The sequence below is a fragment of the Aquimarina rubra genome, assembly GCF_042684305.1.
GTDB classification, from domain to species: domain Bacteria; phylum Bacteroidota; class Bacteroidia; order Flavobacteriales; family Flavobacteriaceae; genus Aquimarina; species Aquimarina rubra.
This window is the reverse complement of record NZ_JBHULE010000035.1, coordinates 526,221-553,022: the sequence shown is the minus strand read 5'-3', so window position 1 is coordinate 553,022 and position 26,802 is coordinate 526,221. Positions and strand designations below refer to the sequence as shown.

Genomic DNA, 26,802 nt, shown 5'->3' with positions numbered 1-26,802 from the left:
TGTTTGCTTGATTGTAGACTTTTGTATTGTCACAGAGTATTAAAAAAAACACCCATAATTTCATGAATACAAAAGGATTCTTTTCGCTAATAATAATCTTATCGTTTTCTATCCATACCGTCTATTCTCAATACAATAAAAAACATATTGAAAAAATAGATAACCTCTTTACCTCTTGGAATGCACCTAATCATCCTGGTGGTTCGATTATGGTAGTAAAAAATGGTACAACAATATTTTCAAAAGCATATGGACTAGCAAGTTTAGAATACAACGTATCCAATACTACCAACACGCTTTTTAATATTGGTTCGATATCTAAACAATTTACCGCAATGGGTATTGTACTGTTAGAAGAGCAAAACAAACTCTCCTTTAATGACAATATAAGGAAACACCTTACTGAACTTCCTGATTTTGGAAAAACTATAACCATACGTCATCTCCTGGATCATACCAGTGGATTAAGAGATATACACGGACTACTAGGAATTGCAGGATGGCGAAGCAAAGATCTAGAAACAAATGAAGACATTTCCAGAATTCTTAAAAATCAGAAAAATCTTAATTTTAAACCCGGAAAAGAATTTTCGTATTGTAATACAGGATATATATTATTGGCTAAAATCATAGAAAGGATAAGTAAGACATCATTTAGAGATTGGATGAAGAAAAACATCTTTGATCCTTTAGGTATGAAAGAGACCTACGTCGAAGATCAATATGACCGAGTTGTCCTAAATAATGCTACTTCATACTATTCTTCTGAAGAAATTAAACGAGCGATAGATCACTGGGGATATTATGGATCAGGAAACATGCATTCGACTACAGCCGATCTTAATCTTTGGTTGCAAAATTTTATTACCTCAGAAGAAAAATGGGCTAAATCTTTTCAAAAATTGTTAACTGTTACTCCTCTCACTAATGGATTCGATACGAATTATGGTTTTGGAGTACGTATAGAAAAACATATCGGCAGAAAAGTTATTCAACACGGAGGAGCTGTTGGAGGATTTAGATCAATAGTAAAAGTTTACCCAGAAGAACAGTTTAAGATCATAATTTTATCTAATTTTTCTGGAGGTGATATTTATAGAAAGTCAAATAAAATTACTCAAATTGTTTTAGGAAGTAAGGACATTAAACAAGAAAAAAAGCAAGAAAAACAATCACAAAAAGTGCAAGTCAGCCTTTCTAATAAAAACCTTTCTAAATTTGAAGGAATTTATTGGAGTTCTGAAGAAAAATATGGTAGAATCCTATATCTAAAAAATGATACCCTTAGATATAAAAAGCCTTCAGGCAATGAATATTTATTAGCACCTATAAACAAAAACACTTTCCGAATACTGAATACTAATGAAGACATATTGCTCAGTTTTGATGCAAAGGAAACTACTCCAAAAATCAAAGTCTCAATTCCAAATCAAATACCTGGTGTTCTAGAATTTCATCAAAGCATTACAAAAGACAATACAGTTGACCCTATTGAATATATTGGCGATTATTACAGTCCCGAGCTAAGAACTACCTATTCAATTTCGTTAGAGAATTCGAACCTTTATTGTGAACATGTCAGACATGGAAAAATAAAAATGATACGTTTATTTGATGATATTTTCAAAGGTGATTGGCCGGTTAGCATTCTGGAGATAAAAAGAGACCATAATGGAAAGGTGCAAGGCATATACATGTCAAATGGTCGAACCCGAAATGTTTGGTTCAAAAAGAATTGAGTTAGCCTGAAACTATATCTACAGTAATAATTTACTGCTTTAACACAATAAACTCTCCACACAAAGGATCCAACTGTTTGATTAACTCTGGAATCAAGTTCTCTCCATATTCCAGATACATTTCGGAGAAATTGGTATTTCTTTCCTGTAAACTTTGATTAGGAAATAGTTCGTTTTGAATCGCAGTTAATCGTTGTACCTGATCACTAAGCTTTAATCTTTGTGCCTTAAGCAATCGTTTTTCTAACATATCTAGCCCTTTGAGCTGTTTTACTTCTTGAGCCTTCACCGCGTTTACAAAAGTAACATCCGTTTGCTCAGCTAACTTATACATTCCTTCAAATTGCTCCTTTAGATGTATACGCTGAGAATCAAAATTAATATCAATATTGGATATTTGTCGCACCTTTCGATTAATCAGCTCATGTTGTTTTAAAAACAGTTCTGTATCAGTAATAGCCAACTTCTTAATTTTCTCTGCTTGTTTTTCGGTTTGAATTAAAACAGAATTACGCAGTAACAACATCGGAAACGGAATCTCCACAGCTTCAAAATAATCTTTTAACTCCAACCAATATGCTAATTCTCCTCCTCCACCGATGTAGCAAAGATTTGGTAAAATCACCTCTTGATACAAAGGCCTCATCATAACATTAGGACTAAACCGCTCCGGCACGTCATAGACGTGTTTTATTAATTCACTCTTGCTCCAGGAAATTTCTGTATCATTAACAAAATAATTACCTTCCTTTTCTATGATGCGTTCTCGTAATCCTTCAGAAAGATAAAACAGATTAATTTCTCTTGGATTGACTTGTACCTTATATCCTTTTGTATCTAATTTTTCTGCTTTTGGCAATACACTGTTATAAGAAACTTGTTCTTCTAACTCTTTCTTTACATAGGGAATAAAAAGGCGCTTCAGCTCTTTATCATCTGCATCAACAATCACTAAACCATATGCTGCAAATAGTTCATTCGCCAAGTATCTGGTAGCATCTGACAGTTTATTATGCTTCAAATAAGCTTCTTCGAAAAGATTTTTTAGTCGTTCTGCATTTCGCCCTGAACCAATTTCCGAAGAAAAAATTTCAAAAACCTTATCCAATCCTTCTGTATCAAAAACTCCTACTGCACCACCATCTTTGCGATTCCATTGGATTTTTTTTCCTTTAAAATTAAAATAATTGATCTCGTCAAAATCATGATCCTCCGTTGCCATCCAATATATCGGAACAAAATCATATTCAGGATGTTTTTCTTTCAATACACTGGTGAGGTTGATGGTAGAAATAATTTTATATAAAAAGTACAATGGACCCGTGAACAGATTTAATTGATGTCCGGTAGTAATGGTAAATGTAGTATTGGTATCCAGAAGATCCAGATTCTTTTGGGTAGCTTCAGAAATATTGACATTTTCATATTGAGAAGACAAAACCGTTTTCAATACCTGACGATTTTCTAACGGAAACGACCTCTGTTTTTCTAGTAGTTGATCCTTAAAATTATCAAGTTTAGGAAATCGATGATAAAATTCTCTTAGTTCTGGTTTTTCGTCTAAATAATCACAAATAAAAGATGAAAAGTAATTTGTTTCTCTAAACGGAATACAGTCACTAGGCATAGGGTCGTCTTTTTTGATCGATAAATATACGGTAGATTGTGATTGCATCTATTTTTTTATATTTTTTTTAATAGTCAAAAAAATCAACCGCACTCCTGAAACCGTCAAAAACCTAAATTTATAAATACGAGTTATTTCAAATCCTAAAATTTAGTTAATACAATTTATATCCTAAATTTAAGGCGGTATTTTACAAAAATTAAAAACTCATCAATGAAAAAAATTCTCTTAACGCTCCTTATTGTATCCACAACTTGGGTATTCGCACAAAATAATGTTCAATCTCCTGATTCATTTTTAGGATATGAATTAGGCAGTCAGTTTACGCGTCACGCAGATGTAGTAAACTACTTTAATCATGTTGCTGCTAACTCTGATTTAGTTACGTATCAAACCTATGGAAAAACAAATGAGCGAAGACCATTAACATATGCCATCATCACCAGTGCTGAGAATCAAAGAAATATTGAAAACATTCGTCTTGACCACCTTAAAAACACCGGTATCGTCGCCGGAAGTAGTAATCCACAAATTGCGGTGGTATGGCTTAGTTATAATGTTCACGGGAACGAAGCTTCTAGTACCGAAGCTGCTATGAAAACTATTTATGAGCTTATTACTACAAAAAAAGAATGGCTAAACAATACGGTAATTATTATGGATCCTTGCGTGAATCCAGATGGTAGAGACCGATATGCAAATTGGTATAACCAAACCAAAGCTACACCTTATAATACAGATCAAAATGCCACGGAACATAACGAACCTTGGCCAGGTGGAAGACCTAATCATTATCTTTTTGATCTAAATAGAGATTGGGCTTGGGCAACACAGGTAGAATCCTATAGCAGATTAACCGCTTATAATAAATGGATGCCACACGTTCATGTAGATTTTCATGAACAAGGTATTAATGAACCATACTATTTTGCACCTGCAGCAGAGCCTTTTCACGAAATCATCACACCTTGGCAAAGAGATTTTCAGACGCAAATAGGTAAAAACCATGCCAAATATTTCGATGCAGAAGGCTGGTTATTCTTTACCAAAGAACGCTTTGACCTACTATATCCTAGTTATGGAGATACCTATCCTACTTTTATGGGAGCAATCGGTATGACCTATGAACAAGCAGGTCACGGACGTGCAGGATTAGGTATACAAACCGATGAAGGTTATGTTCTTACTTTAAAGGATAGATTATCACATCATACTACAACCGGATTATCTACGGTGGAAATTTCATCAAAAAATGCAGCGAAACTAAATGCCGAATTCAAGAAATTCTTTAATAATTCAGGTCTGAAATATAAAAGTTATGTACTCAATGGTGAAGCAGACAAAATTAATGCATTAACTAAATTATTAGATAAGCATGAAATAAAGTATGGATATACAAATAGCACCAAAGTATCAGGTTTTAATTTTAGAGAAAATAAACAAGGTAGTATCAATGCAGATGGAGCTTTAGTAGTCAGTACGGATCAACCAAAAGGTAAAATGGTAAAAGTACTTTTCGAACCTGATGCGAAATTAAATGAACCTCTCACCTATGATATTACCGCTTGGAGTATTCCGCACGCATATGGGTTAGATGCAATTGCCTCGACCTCGTTGATTCCGGCTAACGGAAGTAAGAAAACCAAACAAATAAACAATACTGGAAATACTGCGGGAGCAGGATATATCGCAAAATGGAATAGCCTGGATGATGCAGCTTTTCTTGCAGATCTTTTGAAAAATAAAATTAGGGTCCGATTTAGCGAAAAGGATTTTGGCAACAATGGTGAAAAATTTAAAAAAGGAAGCCTGATCATTACCAAAAGTGACAATCGAAAAACCAAAGATTATGACAAAACTGTGATTGACATTGCCAACAAACATAATCGAAGACTTTATACTACTAATACTAGTTTCGCATCCAATGGAGTAGATTTCGGTTCACCAGATGTAAAGTTGATCAATGGGCAACGTATAGCTGTGTTAAAAGGAAACTATACTTCATCCTTAAGTTATGGTGAAATCTGGCACTTCTTTGAACAACAACTACAATACCCAATCTCTTCTATTGATACAGATTATTTCAAAAGAGTTGATCTGGATAAGTACGATGTATTAATACTTCCTAATGGATATTATGGTGGATATCTGGATAAAAACTCACTCGATAAATTAAAGGAATGGATTCGAAGCGGAGGAAAAGTAATCGCCATTGCTAATGCAGTAAATGCCTTTGCTAACAAAGACGGTTTTGACTTAAAAAGTAACAAGCCCAAAGAAGAGAAAAAAGATTCTATCGGCAACCTGACACCTTATGACAAACGTGAACGCGAAAGAGTTAAAGACTTTATCACCGGAAGTATTTATAAAACAAAAGTAGATACTTCACACCCGTTAGCCTTTGGTTATGAAGACACCTATTTTAGCCTAAAACTAGGAAGCAGTTCGTATAAGTTTTTACAAGACGGGTATAATGTAGCCTATATGGAAGAGCCAACAAGTGTCTCAGGTTTTTCTGGTAAGAATGCTTTTAAAGGATTGAAAAACTCATTAGTTTTTGGTGAAGCCAGAATGGGTAGCGGAAGTATTATTTATATGGTAGATAATCCATTATTTAGATCATTTTGGGAAAATGGGAAACTGTTTTTAGTAAATGCTGTTTTCCTTACCAATAATAATAAGTTTAGGTTATAGGTTAGTTGATAGATAATGATGTTTAGTTAATAGTAGAATATTTATGATGGCGTTCCTGCCTCAGGCAGGTCGGGCTATTCGTTATATCTTTTTACTTGTTCTCGATAGTTCTGCTGAGCTTGTCGAAGTACACCACATCAAAATGTGACACTCGAACTGATAAAAAAAAGAATAAACCTGTCCTGAGCTTAGTCGAAGGGCTACTATCCCTAACGCAAAAGAACAAAGGAATTAAATATACTAACATGAATACACAACACATCTCAAAAACGCTCCAAACTATAGCGATTTGTTCAATGATTGTTATGACAAGTTGTAATAAAAAGAAAGAAACCGTGGAAGATTCAAATCAGAAAGAACAAACCGCAAATGTTTTATTAACAGAATGGACCGGACCTTATGGGGGCACACCCGCTTTTGATAAAATGAATATTGCCGATATCAAACCTGCTTTAGAAAAAGGTATGGAGTTGAACCTCGCGGATATCGATGCTATCACAAGTAATACCGAAGCGCCTACTTTTGAGAACACTATTGTTCCGTTAGAAAAATCCGGACAAGAATTAAACAGAGTTTTTACATATTACGGAATTTTAAGCAGCAATATGTCATCTCCCGAATTTAGAGAGATTCAGAAAGAAATGGCACCGAAATTATCTGATTTTCGCTCTAAAATATCTCAGAATAAAGCCTTATTCCAGAGAATAAAAACGGTATACGATAACGCTCAGAAACAACCTTTGGAAGCAGATCAGCAACGAGTAGTACTATTGACCTATGAGCAATTTGCAATGAATGGTGCAGAATTAGATAAAGAAAAGAAGAAACGATATGCAGAGATAAACAAAGAGTTATCCGAACTATATACCAGTTTCTCGAATAATATTTTAGCAGATGAAGAAGGGTATGTAACGTATCTTACCAAGGATCAGTTAGGTGGTTTATCCGAACCATTAATAAAAGCTTATGCCAAAGCCGCAGCGGATAGAGGAAAAGAGGGTATGTATGCTGTTACAAACACAAGATCTTCAATGGATCCGTTTTTAAAATATTCTACAGAAAGAGAACTGAGAGAAAAAGTCTGGAAAAATTATTATTCCAGAGGTGATAACGGAGATGATAAAGATAATAATGAGAACATTGCTAAAATTCTAAAGTTAAGAAAAGAACGTGTAGCATTATTAGGATATGATAATTACGCGGATTGGCGATTACAAAACCGAATGGCCAAGAACCCTGAGAACGCTATGAAGTTAATGAATGCTGTTTGGCCAGCTGCTATTGCCAGAGTAAAAGAAGAAGTAGCCGATATGCAAGCTGTAGCCAATGCAAATAAAGACAATATCACTATAGAACCTTGGGACTACAGATACTATGCAGAAAAAGTAAGAAAGAAAAAGTATGATCTAGACTCTGATGAAGTAAAGCAATATCTTCAGTTAGACAAATTAAGAGAAGCCATGTTTTTTGTGGCTGGAGAATTGTTTAACTATAAATTCACTCCGGTAGCAGAAGGAACCGTTCCTGTATTTCACGAAGATGTAAAAGTCTGGGAAGTAAACGACAAAACCTCGGGAGATCATATTGGATTATGGTACTTGGATCCATTTGCCCGCACAGGTAAACGCTCTGGTGCCTGGGCAACAACCTATAGAAGCCATACCACTTTTGATGGTAAGAAAACAGTATTGGCATCTAATAACTCCAACTTTGTAAAACCGGCTCCGGGAGAACCCGTATTAGTTTCCTGGGATGATGCCGAAACATTTTTCCATGAGTTTGGTCACGCACTACATTTCTTCTCCTCAGAAGTACGATATCCGACCCTTAATGGTGGTGTTCGTGATTATACGGAGTTCCAATCTCAGTTGTTAGAACGCTGGTTATCTACAGATAAAGTAATAGACAATTATTTGGTTCATTATAAAACTGGAGAACCTATTCCCAAATCATTGGTTGATAAAATCAAAAAAGCAGCTACATTTAATCAAGGATTTGCTACTACAGAGTATTTAGCTTCTGCATTGATGGATATGAAATTTCATTTAGCAGACCCAACAAATATTGATGTAGATGCATTTGAAAAAGAAACCTTGGCAGCATTGAATATGCCAAAAGAATTGGTCATGCGTCATCGTTCTCCACATTTTGGTCACGTATTTTCTGGAGAAGGATATGCAACTGCCTATTATGGATATATGTGGGCAGATGTTCTGACATCGGATGCTGCAGAAGCTTTTGCTGAAGCTCCTGATGGATTTTATGACAAAGAAGTGGCAGCTAAACTAGTTAAATATCTCTTTGCTCCAAGAAATGCTATGGATCCGGCAGAAGCCTATAAACTGTTTCGCGGGCGTGATGCCAAAATAGAAGCCCTAATGAACGATCGAGGATTTCCTGTGACAGGAAAATAAAACTTTAGGTACCAACCTAATTATTCATTTTAAAATAGTTTAATGATGAAGAAAGAATCAAACAAAACTAGTAGAAGAAAATTTATTAAAGGGTCTGCCATGCTTACAGCAGGTATTGCCACAACTCCTTTTATGAGTTTTACTAATGAACCGCAAATTGCTGATACTTCTGATAGTATCTATTTAGTCGGTCCGCAAAAAGGCTATTCTCCTCAAGTAGGAACACTATTATCTACAATGACTCTAATGAGAACTTGGGTAATTGGAACTGTGAAAGATCTTAGCATAGAACAATTAGATTTTCAAATAGATGAACAATCTAATTCGATTGGCGCTATGTTATTGCATCTTGCAGCAACAGAAAGATATTATCAGCTTAATACTTTTGACGAAATTACCTGGGGACAATGGAGTGATGACATAAAAAACGAATGGGATGTCCCTATGGGTTTAGGAAAAAAAGGCAGAGAAGTTATTAAAGGAAATCCTATTAGCTACTACCTTGATAAACTTGAAAAAGTTAGAGAAGTAACTAAAAAAGAGTTTGCCAAAAGGGATGATGATTGGATTATGAAATCTGAACCGTTTTTTGGTAATCAACCTACCAATAATTATGCAAAGTGGTTTCACGTATGTGAACATGAATCTAATCACCGAGGGCAGATAAAGTTTATAATCAAGAGGCTACCGTCATAAGTAAACATATGAGTGAAATTGCACGTTTGGATCCCGAAAAAATCATTCATACTATCGCACTTTTAGAAAAGCGTATTGATGATAGATTTCCTGATTCTGGTCTCAAAAAAGTATGCCATGATTTTGTACAAACTGCCCGAGCAAGTAAGCAGAATATTGATTGGATCTCCAAACCTAATTTGTCCTTAAGGATTTTCGCGTATCTGGTAATACTTATTGGATTAGGTGGATTGATTTACAGTATTACCTATGTAGATTTACAAATCAAAAACACTACACTTGCTAATATTGTTTCTATATCAGAAGCTATTTTTAATGACATTATACTTATTGGTGCTGCGATTTTCTTTTTGGTATCTTTAGAAACCCGATTAAAAACAAAGCGCGCTCTAAAAGCCCTTAATGAACTAAGAGTGATTGCTCACGTAATTGATATGCATCAATTAACCAAAGATCCTAATCTAACCGATTTACCCGAATCTGCAACAGAAAATTCTCCAAAAAGAACTTTCACCAGGTTCGAACTCCAGAGATATCTAGACTATTGTTCTGAAGCTACAGCACTTGTTAGCAAAGTAGCTGCGTTATACTCTCAAAGCTTACCGGATGAATCAGTGGTTCGCGCTGTGAATGATATAGAGGCACTCACTACCGGTTTAAGCCGAAAAATCTGGCAAAAGCTTATTATTCTTAACGATTCGAGTCCTAATAAAAACTAAAACACATAGTAAAATGATCGTTAAACTAGCCGAAACTAATCTAAAAACCAAATTTGGAGAGTATCGTGAAATTTTGTTCTACGATGGTCAGAAAGAATCTTTCGCCCTAGTTATGGGAGATATAGATGGTGAAGAAAACGTATTATGCAGAGTACATTCTTCCTGCATCTTTGCACATCATTTTAACAGCATAGAGTGTGACTGCAGAGAACAGATGGAGATTTCTCAACAACTTATACAGAAAAAAGGCAAAGGAATTATCATTTGGCTCGATCAGGAAGGTAAATCTAACGGTCATTATGCACTGCTTAAAAGTATTCAATACAAAAAAAGTGGTTTATCACAAGCTGAATCATATGAAGCAGCAGGATTTAAAAAAGATGCAAGAGATTTTTCTCCTGCTGCAAAAATTTTAAACGAATTAGGTGTAGCTTCTATTTGCATGCTAACCAATAACCCGAAAAAAGTTTCTACGCTAAGTCAACATGGCATTATTGTTTCTGGCACACAACCTACAGTTTTATGATAAGAATTAGTAGAATAAAAAATTAGGTCGCATAAAGAATGATGAGATTATTAAACTAAAAAATATCATGACGCTAACTTCTTTTTATGGAAACCTTCTTTATCAAACGGATCAATACCCTTTAATAAAAGATCACTTGTCTATAATCGCAGAGAGAATGTGGGAAGGTATTAGAGCGAATCACGATTTCATTTTTCAGGAAATTAATAATTATCATCCGGATTATTTAGGCAGAGCTATAGAAGAACTAAAAACACTTAGCTTAACAATTGAAGATTGCAAAACAACCATTGCCAATGAATATAGTTTTAAGAATTGGGATGTAATTGAACAACTAGAAGATCTATACGATCATGATTTTGAGAAGGCTGTCAATTTTCTAATCGGCGGAAATTTAAAAGAATTAAAAAAACTAATCAAAACTAATCCTCTGTTAGTTACAAAAAGATCAAAATATGGACATCGAGCAACATTATTGCATTACACTGCCAGCAATGGAGTAGAAATGTGGAGACAAAAATCACCTTCAAACCTTCCTGAGATAACACAGTTTTTGATTCATCAGGGTGCTGATTGCAAAGCTACGATGCAAGTGTATGGAGGTGAATTTACTACATTGACCTTATTAAAATCAAGTGTTCATCCCTTTGAAGCAGGTATTGGAGAAGAGATGATCAACATTTTAAAATAAAAACAATAAAACATAATCATTGAAATCATATACATAATGATAAAATCTTAGATCATTATCCGCAAATAAAGGGCTCTAATCAATTTGAGGATTAACAACTACATAAAAGTGAGCTAATTCAATCATACATAAGTTCCATGATAGTTCTTATTTTTTAAAGATATATTAAAAAAATACCTTTTTAAATACAAATAATTTAATTTATACTTCATTTTCGGGCTCAATGTTACCATATTGTTAATTAATGCCTTTTTTGATTTTTATTACATTCTTAATACAAACATCTAAAAATTACACATAATTTATAGATTCATTTCCGTACAGTATTAAATATTAATTTTTTTCTCTTTTTCTTTAAGAACTAAGCATTCCATTTTCCTTCAAAACCCCCATAAACAAAAGGGTGTTAAGATAATTTTATGATTTCGAATCAGTTTTTTGAATACATTTGCGCCCGGTTTTGAAAAACCAGATTAAAAACATTTATAATTTTTAATAAGATGATTAAAAAAATCCCATTTCTTTTTATGCTAGTCGTTGTACTTGCATCTTGTGAAAAAACTTCTATAGAAGAAGAAACGTTAAGTGAAGAAAATAACAAGCCAGAAATTATACACGTCCATGAAGAGGAAAATCATGGTTTAGGAGACTAAAAATATAATACCTCAAAATAAAATTAAAATCATAAAACAAAAAAAATGAAAAAAATTACATTCTTATTAGTATTAGTATTAGCTACAACATTTGTTTCTTGTGAAAACGAAACTATTGAAAGCCAAGTTGTCAATGAAGAGAATAACGATGACAACAACAATGAAGATGATAACACAGATGGTGATATCGTATTAGATGGTAATCAATAATTACTAACAAACCTCATTTTATAGATCACATTTAGATACATAAAAAGAGTAGCAATTTATAAAAAGGGAAAGCCTAAAACGGCTTTCCCTTTTTTATTGTATTTTATTATGAATATAAGATCAAACTATGAATCTCCTACAAATTACAACTTAGCTATTCTTCTTATGAATAGGAAAAGTTGTAATATAGATCGTATATTAAACCAAAAAAATAGAACTGCTTACAACCAACAAATGGCCTCCATAAAAACATACAAATTAACAGATGAAACTGAAAACCAAATCGTTTTTGACATCAAAAAAATGGAAGACATTTATGATAAAACCGGTGGTGTAGTCGATACACCTCACCGTCACGATTTTTATATCATACTATTAGTTTCTGAAGCAAAAGGAACCCATATTATTGATTTTAATGAATTTGCGCTTCAGGATCACCAAGTCTTTTTTCTTAGTCCCGGACAGGTGCATCAAATCAAAGAAGAACAAAAGTCCTATGGATGGGTGATTACATTTTCCCCACAATTTCTTGCAAAAAACAATATCGATTATCGTTTCATTGAAGATATCAGCTTATTCCAAGATTATGGTCATACTCCTCCTCTTGTTTTAAATGAACTTCAATTAAAACAATTAAGCGCATATAGTTCTCAAATTTTTGACACCTATTACTCCGATTCCAAGTTTAAACTTGAAGCTGTTGGAGCCTTATTAAAGCTATTCCTGATTTATAGTAATAACATTTGTGATATTCACCCAAAAGATCCCCAACAGCTCCATGTAGGTTCTGTTATCCTAAAGGAATATAAAAATTTAGTCGAAGAACATTTCTCAGATTGGCATAAGGTACAACAGTATGCAGAAGCATTACATGTTACACCGGATCATCTCAATAGGACCATCAAATCACTTATCGGAAAAACCGCCAAAGAATATTTACAATCCAGAATTATTGTGGCCGCAAAAAGACTTTTAAGCTTTTCAGATAAAACTACTAAAGAAATTGGATATGAGTTAGGGTTTACTGAACCAGCTAATTTCAGTAATTTTTTTAAAAAATGTACCAGCTTTCCTCCTTCACACTTTAGACAAAAAATCTAAAGATCGGATTTTTACAATATTCTTCCGTATTCTCACATTTCAGACCATCATATAATACCAGAACTTTGTATTCAAATATAAAGAAAGGAATATTATGAAAACTATATTGCACACATCAGATAGCAGGGGAACTGCAAATTTTGGATGGTTAAACTCATACCATTCTTTTAGTTTTGGAAATTACTACAATCCTGAAAGAATGAGTTTTGGAGCCTTAAGAGTGCTGAACGATGATACAGTTTCTGCGGGAATGGGGTTTGGTAAACACCCTCATGATAACATGGAAATTGTATCTATCCCTCTAGAAGGAGATTTAGAACATAAAGATAGTATGGGTAACATCACGGTTATCAAACAAGGAGATATACAAGTTATGAGTGCAGGAACTGGTGTTTTTCACAGTGAGTTTAATAAAAACACCGATAAAGAAGTTAAGTTTTTACAAATTTGGGTAACACCAAATAAAAAAAATGTAGCCCCAAGATATGACCAGATCAGTATTGATGAGGAAAATTTAGAAAACAATCTGTATCAAATTCTATCTCCTAACAAAGATGACGATGGTGTTTGGATTCATCAGGATGCTTGGTTTCATCTCGGAAAACTAGAATCCCAAAACACACAAACCTATACGTTAAAGGATAAAAAAAATGGTGTGTATGCTTTTGTATTAGAAGGTAGCATTTCTATCGAAGACAAAGTGCTGGAAAAAAGAGATGGATTAGGCATCTGGGATGTTGAGCAAATTAAATTTACCTCAAATGAGCCTTCAAAAATATTATTAATGGAGGTTCCGATAACACAATAAAATTATACACAAATGCAACTATTAAAAAATCTGGAATGGCGTTACGCTACCAAAAAATTTGATTCAGAAAAGAAGATATCTGAATCCGATCTGGAAAAAATCAAAAAAGCAATTTCTTTATCTGCCTCATCTTATGGATTACAGGCTTATAAAGTTTTAATTATAGAAGATCTGGAAATTCGAAAAAGATTACAACCAAAATCCTGGGGCCAATCTCAAATCGTAGATGCCTCTCAATTGATTGTATTTTGTAATTATACAAAAGTGGATGAACACGTGATCGATGACTATCTAAAATTAAAAGCAGGCATTCAAGAATTGAATTTTGATGATTTAAAAGGTTATGGTGATTTTATGAAATCTAAAGTTACTACGCTTTCTGATGAAACCACAAAAGCCTGGACAGCAAAACAAACATACATAGGATTAGGGAATCTGCTGGCAGCCTGCGCAGAATTGCAGATTGACGCTTGTCCGATGGAAGGTTTTGAACCCGAAGGATATGATGAAATTTTAGGACTATCAGAAAAAGGACTATCTGCTGCAGTTATCGCTACCATCGGATATCGCTCAGAAGAAGATGCAACGCAGCACAACAAAAAAGTTCGTAAGCCTTTTAGTAAGTTGTTTGAAACTATTTAGTTAATTTATCGGACTATGGAAATAGAGGTTTGAGGTTAAAAACTCAAGCCTTTTTTTGTATGCCCCAAATATATCATCAATAGAACTAGCAAGGTACCAAAACCCACTTATTGCTTTTTCATCAACTATTTTTATTTATTATCAAGGATAAAATAGCTAAGATTGATCTTAACACTCTAATGTTATCAAATTGTTAAGTTTGATGTTTTTTGAAGAAAAAAAGCATTGAATATATTTCAATAAAAATCAAAAAATAATACATTCAGACAACTCATTTTTCTATTATCCTATTAATCTCTCAACCCCTGTCTTTTCGACATTACGAAAATGGTAACGTTATCTTCTTGTTGATTAAAAAAATGCAAAGATACTAGCTCAAAAATTGAGTTTTCGTATCCCTTTTTTGAATACTTTTGCGCCCGAATAAAATTAAATGAAAAAAAATGCGTTTAACATAAAACTTTGTCCCCATAATAAAATAATGACATAATGTTCTCTTATATATAGAATTAGCCAAAAAATCTAGAAGAGTAAGACGCAGCAAAATCGAGGATAATCTTAATCCTCGATTTTTTTTATCTTTAAGTATTAGACAATCCCAAAACCATATCTTAAATGATTAAATTCGGCATACATTTTTTGCTATTACTTTTGGTGATCACCAATGTGTCAGCTCAAAAAAATAAGGATCATAAATACTCGGAATTTGATTTTTGGATTGGAGAATGGAATGTCTATAAACACGGAACCGATACTATTGTTGGTAAAAGCACAATTGAAGCTATTATTGACAATAAAGTTATCAAAGAAACCTATCACGCTACCACATCCAAATATCACGGAACTAGCTTAAACAAATACAACCCAAGAACTGATCAATGGGAACAATTTTGGGTAGATAACTCTGGACTAACATTACATATTCAGGGGAACCTTATGGATGGAAAGATGATTCTTCAAAATAATATCAGTACTAAAAAAGGATCACTATCCAATAAAATATCTTGGCAAAAAAACGCTGATAATACGGTTAGACAAATCTGGTCACAAAGTACCGATCAGGGTAAAACCTGGAAAATAGTATTTGATGGTGATTATAAACCCATTACAGAAAATTAGACAACCTCTCCATACAGATCAAAATCTTCAGCTTCATATATTTTCACGGTAGTATATTCTCCAGTTTTAAGATAAAATTTAGACGCATCTATAAGTACTTCATTGTCCACATCTGGGGAGTCAAACTCGGTTCTACCCACAAAATACGGTCCTTCTTTACGATCAATTACCACTTTAAACTCCTGCCCTATTTTCTGTTGGTTTAATTCCCAGGAGATTTGTGACTGTATCTCCATAATCTCGTTAGCACGATCCATTTTCACCTCCTCCGGCACATCGTCTTCCAAATTGTAAGCATGTGTGTTCTCCTCATGAGAATATGTAAAACATCCAAGACGTTCGAAACGCATTTCTTTTACCCAATCTCTTAATGTTTCAAAATCTTCTTGTGTCTCACCTGGATATCCAACAATTAATGTAGTACGAATTGTCATTTCCGGCACTGCTGCTCTAAACTCCTTAAGAAGTTTAGTCGTTTTAGCCTTAGTTGTACCACGACGCATCGATTTTAAAATTGGATCTGCAATATGCTGCAATGGGATATCGATATAATTACAAATTTTAGGTTCTTGCTTCATTACTTCTAAAACTTCCATCGGAAATCCTGTTGGAAATGCATAATGCAAACGTATCCATTCTATTCCGTCAACCTTAACCAATTCCCGAAGTAAATCTGCTAATTTTCTTTCTTTATAAAGATCTAAACCATAATATGTGAGATCCTGAGCAATTAAAACTAACTCTTTTACTCCGTCAGCAGCTAACTTTTCTGCCTCTGTAACCAACTCTTCAATTGGAGTTGACTTATGTTTACCTCTCATCAATGGTATTGCACAAAAAGAACAAGGACGATCACAACCTTCAGCTATTTTTAAATAAGCATAGTTTTTAGGTGTCGTCGTTAATCTTTCTCCAATGAGTTCGTGTTTATAATCTGCTCCCAAAGCCTTCAGTAATCCAGGAAGTTCTGTAGTTCCAAAATATTGATCCACATCTGGAATTTCCTTTTGCAAATCCGGCTTATATCTTTCAGATAAACATCCTGTAACAAAAACCTTATCTACAATACCCTGATCCTTTTTCTGCACATACTCCAAAATAGTATTTACTGACTCTTCTTTTGCATTTGCAATAAAACCACAGGTATTAATGACCACAACATTTCCTTCTTCTTCATGTACCACTTCTTTGTTATTGGCCTTCAGTTGTCCCATAAGAACCTCACTATCATATACGTTCTTACTACATCCCAATGTAACCACATTGATCTTATTCTTCTTTAAAGTCTTTGTTCTCATATCTTCTGAATAAAGGTTTGCAAAGATACAATGAATAACTAAAGTTTAGCATATAATTACCAATAACTCTAGGCTTTAAGAAATAAGTCTTTTAAACCTTTTGTATATTGCATAGTCTTAATCTATGCAAACCCCAACATATGAAAAACAAAATGACTCCTCTTGTATTCCTAATTCTTGGTTTTATCTTTTCCTGTTCTGATGACTCTAATGAACTTTTTATTGAAGAACCGAATCCTGATCAAAACAGCATGTATTTCCCGCCTATAAATTCTGAGGAATGGGAAACCATAACAATTGCTGATTTGGGATGGAATGCTGATGCAGCAGCACCTCTTTATAATTTTCTTGAGGAAAAAGACACCAAAGCTTTTATAATCCTCAAAAATGGAAAAATTGTCATTGAAAAATATTTTAATGGAGGCTCAGCTTCAGACAACAATCCTTGGTACTCTGCCGGAAAGACGTTAACTGCATTTACTGTAGGCATAGCGCAACAAGAAGGTCTATTGAATATCAACGAACCTTCTGCAACATATTTAGGAACACAATGGGCAGATATTACCAACAATCAAGAACAAGCAATCACTGTGAGAAACCATTTAACGATGACTACTGGTCTAAATTACAACGTATCGAATCAAAATTGCACTGATTTTGACTGTCTAACGTATCTTAACGAAGCAGGTGATTTTTGGTATTATCATAATGCTGCCTACACCTTACTTACTGATATTGTAGCTGGAGCCGTTAATACAGATTACAGTACTTATTTTGACACCAAACTAAAGGATAGAATTGGAATGAATGGCACTTGGGTGAGTCTTGGATATGCAAACATTTACTACAGCACAGCCCGAAGTATGGCTCGTTTTGGTCTCCTAAACCTCAATAAAGGAACATGGGATACCACTGAAATCCTTACAGATCAAAATTACTTTAGCGAAATGACTACTACTTCACAAAACCTGAATCAATCTTACGGATATTTATGGTGGTTAAATGGTAAATCAAGTTTTAGAGCACCAGCTTTCGAAACTGAATTCTCTGGAGAATTAATGCCGGATGGTCCGGATGATCTTATTGCCGGCCTGGGCAAAGATGATCAAAAACTATACGTAGTTCCTAGTCAAAATTTGGTAATTGTTAGAATGGGAGGCGATACTGGTGAAGCTTTATTGGGACCCTCAAGTTTTGATAATGAATTATGGATTAGAATAAATGCATTAATAGACTAAAAAATATTAAAAAGATACTCTAAAAGTTGCATTAGGAGTGATCCCTAGAGAAGAATTGACTATTTCTTTAGGCTGATTATCTTGATCGATCCGGTAATAGTTACTAATGGTATTATTCCTGTCAGAAAAATTCCAAACAGAAATACCCGCGTGACACTTTAACTTTTTAGTAAGTTCAAAATCATAAGTAGCAGAGATATCCAATCGCATATATTCAGGAAGTCTACTACTGTTAGCAGGGTTATAATTAATTTCGTTGTTTGATACTTCATTCTGGAACTCGGGTCTTGTAGTAGGCAAACCAGAATGCCAATTTAAACCTGCAGATACTTTTAAGTCTTTAATAGTATATGCTACTCCCAAATTGAATGAATGCGTTATGTCTATATTATTCGGAAACCGATTCTCCTCAAAAGCTTCAAAAGTATATTGGTTATTTGCATATGAATATCCCAACCAGGAACTTAGATTTCTAAATCTTTTATTCACAAGAAAATCTACACCCGTAACTGTATATTCACCGATTGCTGTTACAAATTCGTATTGATTCTGAAATCCTTGGCTTCGTGCAGTTATTCCTTCTACAATTTTATGGTATCCTTCAGAACTGATCAGCCATCCTTTTCGATTGTATTGTAATCCTGCAGAAACTTGCTTGCCTTTAATCACAGGAATATCTTCATCATTCGCTAAAACCCACCTCCGTTTTTCTATACCTAGAAAATCATTTTGAAAATTAATAATTTGGGACGTATTCTGATGTTTGAATTCTCCTAATATTTCAAAATTAAAATAATTTAGAAACTTCTGATTATAGCTAAATCTTGGTTCAATAATATGGGTATTGAATTTCTCATTAAAACTATATCGAATTCCGACATTAACCGAATTACGTATGTTTCTTCCTTTATAACCAATTTGTGAAAATACACTATGATTTCTTATGACTCTCACTCGATTTCTTCGAAAAACAGGATTATCAATATCATTAAGATTAGACACTCCGGTTTCCATAAGTTGATAACCATTAAGCCAGGTAATATGATCTTTTAATACATAGCGAGTATTAAGTTTTACACCTGTCTCAGATACAATATTCTCTTGTAAAAATCTTTGCTGATTCTGTAGGTCAGCATTCTCAGATTTCAGCGTATAGTCTGTTTCATAAACTTGTAAAGTAGTTGTAAACTTATCATTCCAGTTTCTCTGATACCAAATTCCACCTGCTATACTATTCTGATTTAGACTACTTTGTCTGGAAGTATTCACTGAGTTTATGGTAGCATTTTCAGTAAATACCAATTCATTACTAATTCCTAGAAAGTTGATTCTTACGAAGTCCTTTTCTGAGATCTTCCAGTTCCATCGCAGATTAATATCATAAAAGTCAAATCCTATATCTGTCTCATTATTGTCACCAATCTCACTATCCTGAGAGATTCTATCAAAGTATTGCTCATACGTTGGCGTTTCTAAAAATTCATTTATCGCTTTTCTTGCAGAAACTTGTACAGATGATTTTTTACCTACAGGAATATCTGCGAATATGTCGGCATTTATGAGATTAACTCCAATCGTACTCTTAAAATCTGAATTAATCCGAGTATCTGTATTCATTAAAATTGTCCCTGAAATACCGTCTGCATATTCTACATCTGTTCCATTTTTAATTACAGTTGCTTTTCGTGTAATAGATGGATTAAAAATTGAAATAAGACCGAAAAAATGTCCGGATTGATACATTTTAATTCCATCCCAAAGAATTAGATTTTGATCGTGTGTACCACCGCGTATATTTATATTGGAAACCGTCTCATCTGCACTTTGGATACCCGGAAGCGCCTGTATCGTTTGTAGTACATCGGCTTCAATCAAACCCGGTAAAATCCCAAATTCATCATAGTCAATCTGAAAAGCACCATCATCCGTTTTATTAATCCCTTTTGTTAAGTAATTCTTTAGAATTACCTCTGCTAAAATTTCAGTTTTTGGTGTTAAGTAAATAGGTGTACAAGTGTCTCCAACAAAGGAGCTGATTATTCTGGAAATAGTTCTAAAACCTAAGTGACTAATGATTACAATTTCTTTTCTATCAAAAACTTCTAATTCAAAGTACCCTTTTTCATTACTTATGGTAGATGTTTTTTTTCCTCTTATCGTTACTCCAGAAAGTGCTTGTTCTTTGTTCAATTCTTTGATGAATCCGCAAATAAAGAAAGACTGATTCCCTTTATTAATAGCAATAAAAGTATCGTTAACAACGGTAAATTTAAGCCCTGTTTCTTTCCTTAGAAAATCCAAAACCTGATCAAAAGACACATCTTTTGGAACAGCCGAAACAAAAATATCCTTTATCGTATCGTCTGCATATGTAAATTGATAAGAAAATTTTGTTTCGATCTGTGTTAAAACATCGATCAAGGGCAAGGGTTCTTTTACCTCAGTATTTTGGGCATTTACCGGAAAAAAAATAGTAGCAAACAGTAGGAATATGAGAATCTCTCTTCCAATTCTATTATTCTTTGGTGCGTAGTATGATATTGTTTGAAGTTTCAATAGTATAAGTCAAATCTAAGGGTAAAGTTATAGATTTTAACCCATCTTCCATATCATTATGTATAAAACCTCCTGTAAATAGTCTTTTTGTATCAACATCTTTAACAATAATGCGCACGCCATATTGTCTTTCGAACTCATTTATGACTTCATAGAATGGAATACTTTTAAAACTACTGATATTACTTAACCATTGGGGACGGTTCAGATCGATAGTTTCAAAAGTAATCTTTCCATCTATGATTTTCAAAGCACTTCCCGCTGGTAGGTTTTGGTCGTGCTTTAAAGTTTTAACTTTTACGAGGCCTTCAAAACATTTAACTTCAAAATAGTTATCCCTATTTTTTACATTAAACTGAGTACCTAAAACGGTAACTTTACCATCTTTTGTGATCACATCAAAGGCAGAACCTTTTTTTACTTTAAAAAATGCTTCTCCATCCAGATTTACTTCTCTTTTATCATTCCAGGTATTTTCATTAAAGAAAATCTCTGATTTTGAATTAATAACTACTTCAGACTGATCCGGAAGTTCAAAACTTCGTTTCTCACTTGCCATTGTTTTGAATGCACTATCGCTATTTGTAAAGAAAAAGAACGTTATACCAATCAGCACAACTAGGGCCGCAGCAATTTTAAATAGCGGTTGGTACCAATTTCTTTTTTTAGAAACTGTTTCAAAAGGATAATTCATTTTAGCATATATTTCATCAACATCTGCTATTTCTGAAACATCTGAGGCCCTAAAGTACTGAGCACCTTCAAGAATTTTGGTATGCATGTGATAATCATCCAATTTCTTAAAAGCCTCAAGTTCTGGGTCGGTTAGTTCTTCTGCTAACCATTTCCTTATTAGATATTCTTTATCCATTTTTACTTTTGGGTCTATATATATAACAACTAACTTCTAAAAACTCCTTTATTTAAATCCTTCTATTTCGTTTTTTAGCTTTTTATACGCCGCATATATTCTATTTTCTGCAGCTTTTCTGGTAATTCCCAGCATCTCGGCAATTTCTTCATGTTTTTTTCCTTCTACTTTATTTAATAAAAAAGCAGTACGTTGATCATCTGTTAATCTACTTAATGCCTCCTGATACCTTTGCAAAAACTGTTGTTGTTCTAAAATAAATTCTGGTGATTCATTGGTGTAATCTTTTGGTTTTATCTCTCTATGCTTAAGTACTACCTTTTGATGTTTGATTGCATTGAGCATCATATTTTTTGCCACTTTAAATAAAAAACCTTTTGCTTTTTGAGGTGAGACCTCCTTACAGTTAGACAATAGTTTGATAAAAACATCCTGCATCTTATCGTTAGGCTCTAAAGTCTCTCCATATTTATAGTATAAAAAATTATATATGTCCTTAGAGTACTTTCGATATATCATCGAAAACACCTTTTCATCACAAACATTTTCCTGTAATTCTTTTGACATACGCAAAGAAGATTTGAAGGTAAATGTAGAAAAAAGCAAAAAAATAAAAGGAGTTTTTAGAAGTTAGTTGTTTTAGTATCTACAAGACCGACTTATTAGCACCCAAAATATCATGAAAACACAAATCAACTCTTTACTACTTTATTTAACGATCTCTATGTTCGTCCTAACCTCGTCATGCAGAACAGAACTTGATGAAGAAATTGGAGCACCACAGGATCGAACACTTGCTGCAAATTCAAAAGTTGCTGATCTAATGCTCAAAACAGCCATGAATGATGGATCAGGTGATAATATTCTTGATGGCACCAGCTGTTTTGATGTAGCATTACCTGTTATGCTAAATGTTAATGGGATTGATGTAACGATCGACAGCGAAGATGACTTCGTACTTATAGAGGACATTTTTGACGAATTCGAAAATGATATTGATAATTTAGAATTTATTTTTCCGATCACGATAATTTTTAGTGATTTTTCTGAAATGATTATAGAAAATGAAAATCAATTAGAAACATTGATAGAAGATTGTGAGGAAGATGAAGAAGATGAGGACGATGATATCGAATGTATAGACTTTCAATACCCTTTTTCAGTATCGGTATTTAACGAAAATAGTGAATTACTAGAAACGATCACTTTTACTAGTGATCAAGAATTATACAATTTTATTGAGGATCTAGATGAAGATGATATAGTAAATATCGGATTCCCTATCACTGTAATTCTTTCTGATGGTTCAGAAATTCTTATCAATAGCCTTGATGATCTTGAAGAAACAATTGAAGACGCCATAGACGATTGCGATGAAAATGATTTAGGCGAAGAACGTTTTACACGAGTTATAACAAGTCAGTTACTAGAAGTTCAAAAATATAAAGACAACCAAAGCAACGAAACCAATAATTACAGAAACTACACTTTTGATTTTTCAGAAGATGGCACTGTAATCATCACATTAGAAGACAACGACGGTGATGATAGCAACAATGAAATCACCAACGGTACCTGGTCCGTGCGTACCAGAGCTGATGGTGGACTAGAAGCTATACTGGATTTTGGAACTGAAGCTCCTTTAAACAAGCTGAACAACAATTGGAATGTCAAAAAAATAAAAGAGAATAGAATCATGCTTGATGACAGAGATGGAGATGGTATTAGTAACGATGAATTATTCTTTGACAGGGCTTAAATAAAAACCTCAAAATAACACACAAATTAACTATTATGACAAACTACTTTAAAATTAAAATCACCTCAGTTTTATCGCTAATCTTTATTTCGTTAACCACGTTATTTTTATCAAGTTGCGAAAACGAAGCATTAAATTCATTTGATGAAACAAAAGAAATAGAAACAGGAATAAATATAAAATCTTTAACTGTTTCAGAAAATGGCGAAGTCCTTCCTTTTAGTATGGATCTTATGGCAGGACAACACCACCTAGCAGGTACAGTAGAAGTTACTGCCGACGAGACAAACCTTTATGTTACCTATAAAACCAATTGCTCTCAAGAAGACGAGACTGAAAGTCGCTTAAACACATCTACAAACACCGGTAGCTGGACGCTAAAAGCAACACACTTATATGTAGGTAATTGCGAAGACCTACCAACAACTAAAAAAGGAAATCCTAAAATAGGTAAATTTCCTTATAAAACTGAGCACGGTGATGGTGTAAGTGAATTTACGTATACAATTCCATTAGCAGATATCGGAACATGTTTTTGTCTTGCTGCTCACGCCGAAGTTGACTGCGGAGATTGTGAAGATGAAGACAATGATGATGACACGGATGATGAAGACACTAAGACTACAAAATCAGACAATGATGATTATTGTGGTGAAGAAACAGCTTGGGCTGCCGGAAATGATTTCCCTGGAAATAGCTGGGCAATGTTCACAGAATTCTGTATCGAGGATGATCAAGATGATGAAGACTCGTAGAAAAGAGTATAAATAATAAAAAACACTAAACTATTATAGAATTGACACATCACAAGACGCGTAACTTTTACATCAAATAATTTATTAGAGGATTATTGATTACAAGTAGATACTCACTGAATTAAACCTAACAAATATCACTACCCTATGTCAATATTAAATTTAGTAGAAAAACATCAGATCTTAGTATATGGAGGCTTTATAGTTATCTATTGCACCTCATTATTTTTAATAACCGTAAAATTATAAACTACCAACAAATAAGTTGGGGAAAATTGAGTTGAATCTGTAGTAAGTATTCAACCATCCGAAATCTCTGAGAATAGCATTAATTTTTCATACGTAAGACCAATTTCTCTATCACTGCAGAGGTTTCAATTATATCTTTATTTTGGTAAAAAGGAGATGTCCCAAAAGGACCTCTCCTTTTTTGTTAACTTATTTTTAGTAGTAAAAGTACTACTTTATTTATTATAGCATAAAATACTAATTATTAATAAGTTAAATCAAAACAACCAATATATTTACTTAAAAAAATCGCAAGTTTTTATAAAATATTTTGCGTATTTAATATTCTTTTAATTACATTTGAGCGAATCATTTAACTCAATTTATATTTTTTTATGAAAAAAGTATTTGTGGGCTTTGCAGCCCTTGCACTAATCGTAACGGCTTGTTCTAAAGATGAAATTTCTGAACAAGAGATAACACAACAACAAATCATCAAAGAAAACGGGGAAATCACAGGAAAAGCTAGAGCTTGTCATTCTGATTACAACCTAAAAAAACAACTAGAAGAAAATCCTGAACTTGCTAACAAATTAGCTGCAATCGAATCCAAAACTAAACGTTTTGTTGACTCCAAAAGACCAGGAAACGGAAATGGAAACGGTGGCGGCGGAAACGGCGGCGGAGGTGGTGATGAACCAGCAACTGATTTTCCTGTAGTTAATATTCCAGTATATGTTCATGTAATCTACAACACAAGCCAAGAGAATATTAGTGACGCTCAAATCAATTCGCAGATGGCAGTTCTAAACAAAGACTTTAGAATGACAAACTCTGATGCTAATCAAATTCCTAATGAATTTGCAGATAGAGCTGCTGATACTCAGATCAACTTTACGCTTGCCGGAGTTACCAGAACTTTTTCTTCAAGAACTTCCTGGGGAACCAGAGACGATATGAAAAAATCAAGTCAAGGTGGCGTTGACCCAATAGATCCTGCAAATTATTTAAACATGTGGGTTTGTAATATCGGTGGCGGAATCCTAGGATACGCACAATTTCCAGGAGGAAGTCCAGACACAGACGGAGTAGTAATCGCTCCTCAGTATTTTGGAACACAAGGCTATGTTGCCGCTCCTTTTGATGGCGGTAGAACCACCACTCACGAAGTAGGACACTACCTAAACCTAAGACACATTTGGGGCGATGGTCGTTGTAGACAAGATGATTTCGTAATTGACACTCCATCTTCAGACAGAGCAAACTATGGATGCCCAGCGTACCCAACGACTCATTGTAAATCTACTGATATGACTATGAACTATATGGATTATGTAGATGACGCATGCATGTACATGTTTTCTAATGGTCAAAAACTTAGAATGAGAGCTGTGCTAGAAGCTGGTGGCGCCAGAGAATCTTTAGCAAATTAAACATACTACACAAACGCATCTATTTCATATAGATGCGTTTTTTTATACATTTTTTCGACAAGTCTTTTCAAGATCTTGTTGTACATCTATTTTATTTAACTCAAAAAACACTCAACTTATGAAAAAAGGTAGACTATTACCAATGTTCGGAGCTGCGTTACTAACAGCTTCTTTGTTTATTTCTTGTGAATCTGATTCAACAGAAGAAATACAATCAATTGACCCATTAGTAAAAGCCAAACTAGAAACTTTAGGCTTTGACACAGAAACAGCGTTTGAAGACACTTTTAACGGGAAACAAGGTATCGCTGTTGAAGACATCTTTCTAACAGAAAAACAAATCGAAGAGATGTTACCAACTGTAGGTTTTGGAAATGAAAACAACAAACACTACAGAACAACAAACGTAGTAAGCACTCCAAGAACGGTTATGGTTTATATGGATTCTAAATTCAATTCAACTATGCAAGCCGCTTTTGACGACGCATTAAACCGTTACAATTCTCTAGGCCTAGACATCTCTTTCCAAAGAGCCAACGGTGCCGGTGCTGATATTGATATTTTAGCACAGAAACTAAAAAGAGTACCAGGAGGCGGTATTATCCTTGGTAGAAGCGCAGGTTTTCCTGATGCAAATGGAAATCCAGCTACTCCAATTGTACTAAATTCTGACATCTACAATCCACGTAGAGGAGGTATTCCAGCAGATGCTGCAACCGTTATTGCTCACGAAATTGGACATGCTATTGGATTCCGTCATACAGATTATTCAGACCGCTCATTTAGCTGTGGTGGATCTACAGCCGACGAAGGACAAGCTGGCGTAGGCGCAATCTACATTCCAGGAACACCAGCTGGACCAGAAAACGGTTCTTGGATGTTAGCCTGTAGCAACGGCACCGATCGTCCTTTTACTTCTGGAGACAGAACAGCATTACAAACTGTATACTAACAAACTATACTCCCAAAGACTTATACGGTTTTTAAAACACATTTAAATAGCTACCTAATCGGTAGCTATTTTT

At 34.1% G+C, this 26,802-nt stretch carries 23 protein-coding genes; 18 read left to right on the top strand and 5 right to left on the bottom strand.

All coding sequences use genetic code 11. The annotated features are described in order from the left end of the window. Nucleotides 1-62: 62 nt before the first annotated feature. Nucleotides 63-1,739 carry a serine hydrolase domain-containing protein gene (locus ACFSR1_RS22230; RefSeq protein ID WP_378295225.1) on the top strand — a complete coding sequence of 559 codons (1,677 nt, stop codon included), beginning with the start codon at nucleotides 63-65 and terminating at the stop codon, nucleotides 1,737-1,739. A gap of 31 nt (nucleotides 1,740-1,770) precedes the next feature. Here the strand turns inward: ACFSR1_RS22230 and bshC are convergent, their stop codons facing one another. Continuing rightward, nucleotides 1,771-3,366 (bottom strand): bacillithiol biosynthesis cysteine-adding enzyme BshC, encoded by a 1,596-nt coding sequence (bshC, locus tag ACFSR1_RS22225; protein ID WP_378295432.1) that lies wholly within the window; start codon nucleotides 3,364-3,366, stop codon nucleotides 1,771-1,773. 213 nt (nucleotides 3,367-3,579) lie between these two features. On the opposite strand from bshC, the gene ACFSR1_RS22220 reads away from it, so the two are divergent. The 12 genes from ACFSR1_RS22220 (at nucleotide 3,580) to ACFSR1_RS22165 (ending at nucleotide 15,639) form a co-directional block, all read left to right on the top strand. After that, on the top strand, nucleotides 3,580-6,060 hold the full coding sequence (locus ACFSR1_RS22220; protein WP_378295224.1) for a M14 family metallopeptidase: 2,481 nt from the start codon (nucleotides 3,580-3,582) through the stop codon (nucleotides 6,058-6,060). A gap of 245 nt (nucleotides 6,061-6,305) precedes the next feature. Beyond that, a complete protein-coding gene (locus tag ACFSR1_RS22215) occupies nucleotides 6,306-8,474 on the top strand; it encodes a M3 family metallopeptidase (RefSeq protein ID WP_378295223.1) in 2,169 nt (722 codons plus the stop codon). A gap of 45 nt (nucleotides 8,475-8,519) precedes the next feature. Beyond that, a complete protein-coding gene (locus ACFSR1_RS22210; RefSeq protein ID WP_378295222.1) occupies nucleotides 8,520-9,170 on the top strand; it encodes a DinB family protein in 651 nt (216 codons plus the stop codon). An 8-nt stretch (nucleotides 9,171-9,178) separates the two neighbouring features. Continuing rightward, on the top strand, nucleotides 9,179-9,889 hold the full coding sequence (locus ACFSR1_RS22205) for a hypothetical protein (protein WP_378295221.1): 711 nt from the start codon (nucleotides 9,179-9,181) through the stop codon (nucleotides 9,887-9,889). Between the two features lie 13 nt (nucleotides 9,890-9,902). After that, nucleotides 9,903-10,415, top strand: a complete 513-nt coding sequence (locus ACFSR1_RS22200) for a GTP cyclohydrolase (protein WP_378295220.1) — start codon at nucleotides 9,903-9,905, stop codon at nucleotides 10,413-10,415. A gap of 67 nt (nucleotides 10,416-10,482) precedes the next feature. Beyond that, nucleotides 10,483-11,106 (top strand): hypothetical protein, encoded by a 624-nt coding sequence (locus ACFSR1_RS22195; protein WP_378295219.1) that lies wholly within the window; start codon nucleotides 10,483-10,485, stop codon nucleotides 11,104-11,106. 527 nt (nucleotides 11,107-11,633) lie between these two features. Then, nucleotides 11,634-11,759: a hypothetical protein gene (locus tag ACFSR1_RS22190; RefSeq protein WP_378295218.1), complete on the top strand. Its 126-nt coding sequence runs from the start codon at nucleotides 11,634-11,636 to the stop codon at nucleotides 11,757-11,759. Between the two features lie 45 nt (nucleotides 11,760-11,804). Further along, the gene (locus tag ACFSR1_RS22185; RefSeq protein WP_378295217.1) at nucleotides 11,805-11,969 is read left to right on the top strand and encodes a hypothetical protein; all 165 of its coding nucleotides are present in this window, start codon (nucleotides 11,805-11,807) and stop codon (nucleotides 11,967-11,969) included. A 165-nt stretch (nucleotides 11,970-12,134) separates the two neighbouring features. Next, complete coding sequence (locus ACFSR1_RS22180) at nucleotides 12,135-13,070, top strand: AraC family transcriptional regulator (protein WP_378295216.1); 936 nt, start codon at nucleotides 12,135-12,137, stop codon at nucleotides 13,068-13,070. Nucleotides 13,071-13,164: 94 nt separating this feature from the next. Then, the gene (locus tag ACFSR1_RS22175; RefSeq protein ID WP_378295215.1) at nucleotides 13,165-13,878 is read left to right on the top strand and encodes a pirin family protein; all 714 of its coding nucleotides are present in this window, start codon (nucleotides 13,165-13,167) and stop codon (nucleotides 13,876-13,878) included. A gap of 12 nt (nucleotides 13,879-13,890) precedes the next feature. Next, a complete protein-coding gene (locus ACFSR1_RS22170; RefSeq protein ID WP_378295214.1) occupies nucleotides 13,891-14,520 on the top strand; it encodes an NAD(P)H-dependent oxidoreductase in 630 nt (209 codons plus the stop codon). Between the two features lie 615 nt (nucleotides 14,521-15,135). Then, on the top strand, nucleotides 15,136-15,639 hold the full coding sequence (locus ACFSR1_RS22165) for a hypothetical protein (protein ID WP_378295213.1): 504 nt from the start codon (nucleotides 15,136-15,138) through the stop codon (nucleotides 15,637-15,639). On the opposite strand, the gene rimO is transcribed toward ACFSR1_RS22165, so the two are convergent. Continuing rightward, the gene (gene rimO / locus ACFSR1_RS22160; RefSeq protein ID WP_378295212.1) at nucleotides 15,636-16,937 is read right to left on the bottom strand and encodes a 30S ribosomal protein S12 methylthiotransferase RimO; all 1,302 of its coding nucleotides are present in this window, start codon (nucleotides 16,935-16,937) and stop codon (nucleotides 15,636-15,638) included. The genes ACFSR1_RS22165 and rimO overlap by 4 nt on opposite strands. Before the next feature lie 140 nt (nucleotides 16,938-17,077). Between rimO and ACFSR1_RS22155 the strand changes: the two genes are divergently transcribed. Further along, a complete protein-coding gene (locus ACFSR1_RS22155) occupies nucleotides 17,078-18,175 on the top strand; it encodes a serine hydrolase domain-containing protein (RefSeq protein ID WP_378295211.1) in 1,098 nt (365 codons plus the stop codon). A gap of 6 nt (nucleotides 18,176-18,181) precedes the next feature. Here the strand turns inward: ACFSR1_RS22155 and ACFSR1_RS22150 are convergent, their stop codons facing one another. Genes ACFSR1_RS22150 through ACFSR1_RS22140 form a run of 3 tightly spaced genes read right to left on the bottom strand, consistent with a single transcriptional unit; the run spans nucleotide 18,182 to nucleotide 22,169 of the window. Further along, entirely contained in the window at nucleotides 18,182-20,731 is a 2,550-nt protein-coding gene (locus ACFSR1_RS22150) for a TonB-dependent receptor plug domain-containing protein (RefSeq protein WP_378295210.1), read from the bottom strand. Further along, on the bottom strand, nucleotides 20,691-21,602 hold the full coding sequence (locus tag ACFSR1_RS22145) for a FecR family protein (RefSeq protein WP_378295209.1): 912 nt from the start codon (nucleotides 21,600-21,602) through the stop codon (nucleotides 20,691-20,693). The genes ACFSR1_RS22150 and ACFSR1_RS22145 overlap by 41 nt, the downstream gene beginning before the upstream one ends. Nucleotides 21,603-21,650: 48 nt before the next feature. Continuing rightward, a complete protein-coding gene (locus ACFSR1_RS22140; protein ID WP_378176928.1) occupies nucleotides 21,651-22,169 on the bottom strand; it encodes an RNA polymerase sigma factor in 519 nt (172 codons plus the stop codon). 112 nt (nucleotides 22,170-22,281) lie between these two features. Here ACFSR1_RS22140 and ACFSR1_RS22135 point away from each other — a divergent pair, with 112 nt between their 5' ends. The 4 genes from ACFSR1_RS22135 (at nucleotide 22,282) to ACFSR1_RS22120 (ending at nucleotide 26,729) form a co-directional block, all read left to right on the top strand. Further along, complete coding sequence (locus tag ACFSR1_RS22135) at nucleotides 22,282-23,361, top strand: hypothetical protein (protein WP_378295208.1); 1,080 nt, start codon at nucleotides 22,282-22,284, stop codon at nucleotides 23,359-23,361. A 35-nt stretch (nucleotides 23,362-23,396) separates the two neighbouring features. Further along, on the top strand, nucleotides 23,397-24,116 hold the full coding sequence (locus ACFSR1_RS22130) for a hypothetical protein (protein WP_378295207.1): 720 nt from the start codon (nucleotides 23,397-23,399) through the stop codon (nucleotides 24,114-24,116). A gap of 623 nt (nucleotides 24,117-24,739) precedes the next feature. Then, the gene (locus ACFSR1_RS22125; RefSeq protein WP_378295206.1) at nucleotides 24,740-25,777 is read left to right on the top strand and encodes a zinc metalloprotease; all 1,038 of its coding nucleotides are present in this window, start codon (nucleotides 24,740-24,742) and stop codon (nucleotides 25,775-25,777) included. A gap of 118 nt (nucleotides 25,778-25,895) precedes the next feature. Then, nucleotides 25,896-26,729: a M57 family metalloprotease gene (locus ACFSR1_RS22120; RefSeq protein ID WP_378295205.1), complete on the top strand. Its 834-nt coding sequence runs from the start codon at nucleotides 25,896-25,898 to the stop codon at nucleotides 26,727-26,729. Nucleotides 26,730-26,802 lie beyond the last annotated feature (73 nt).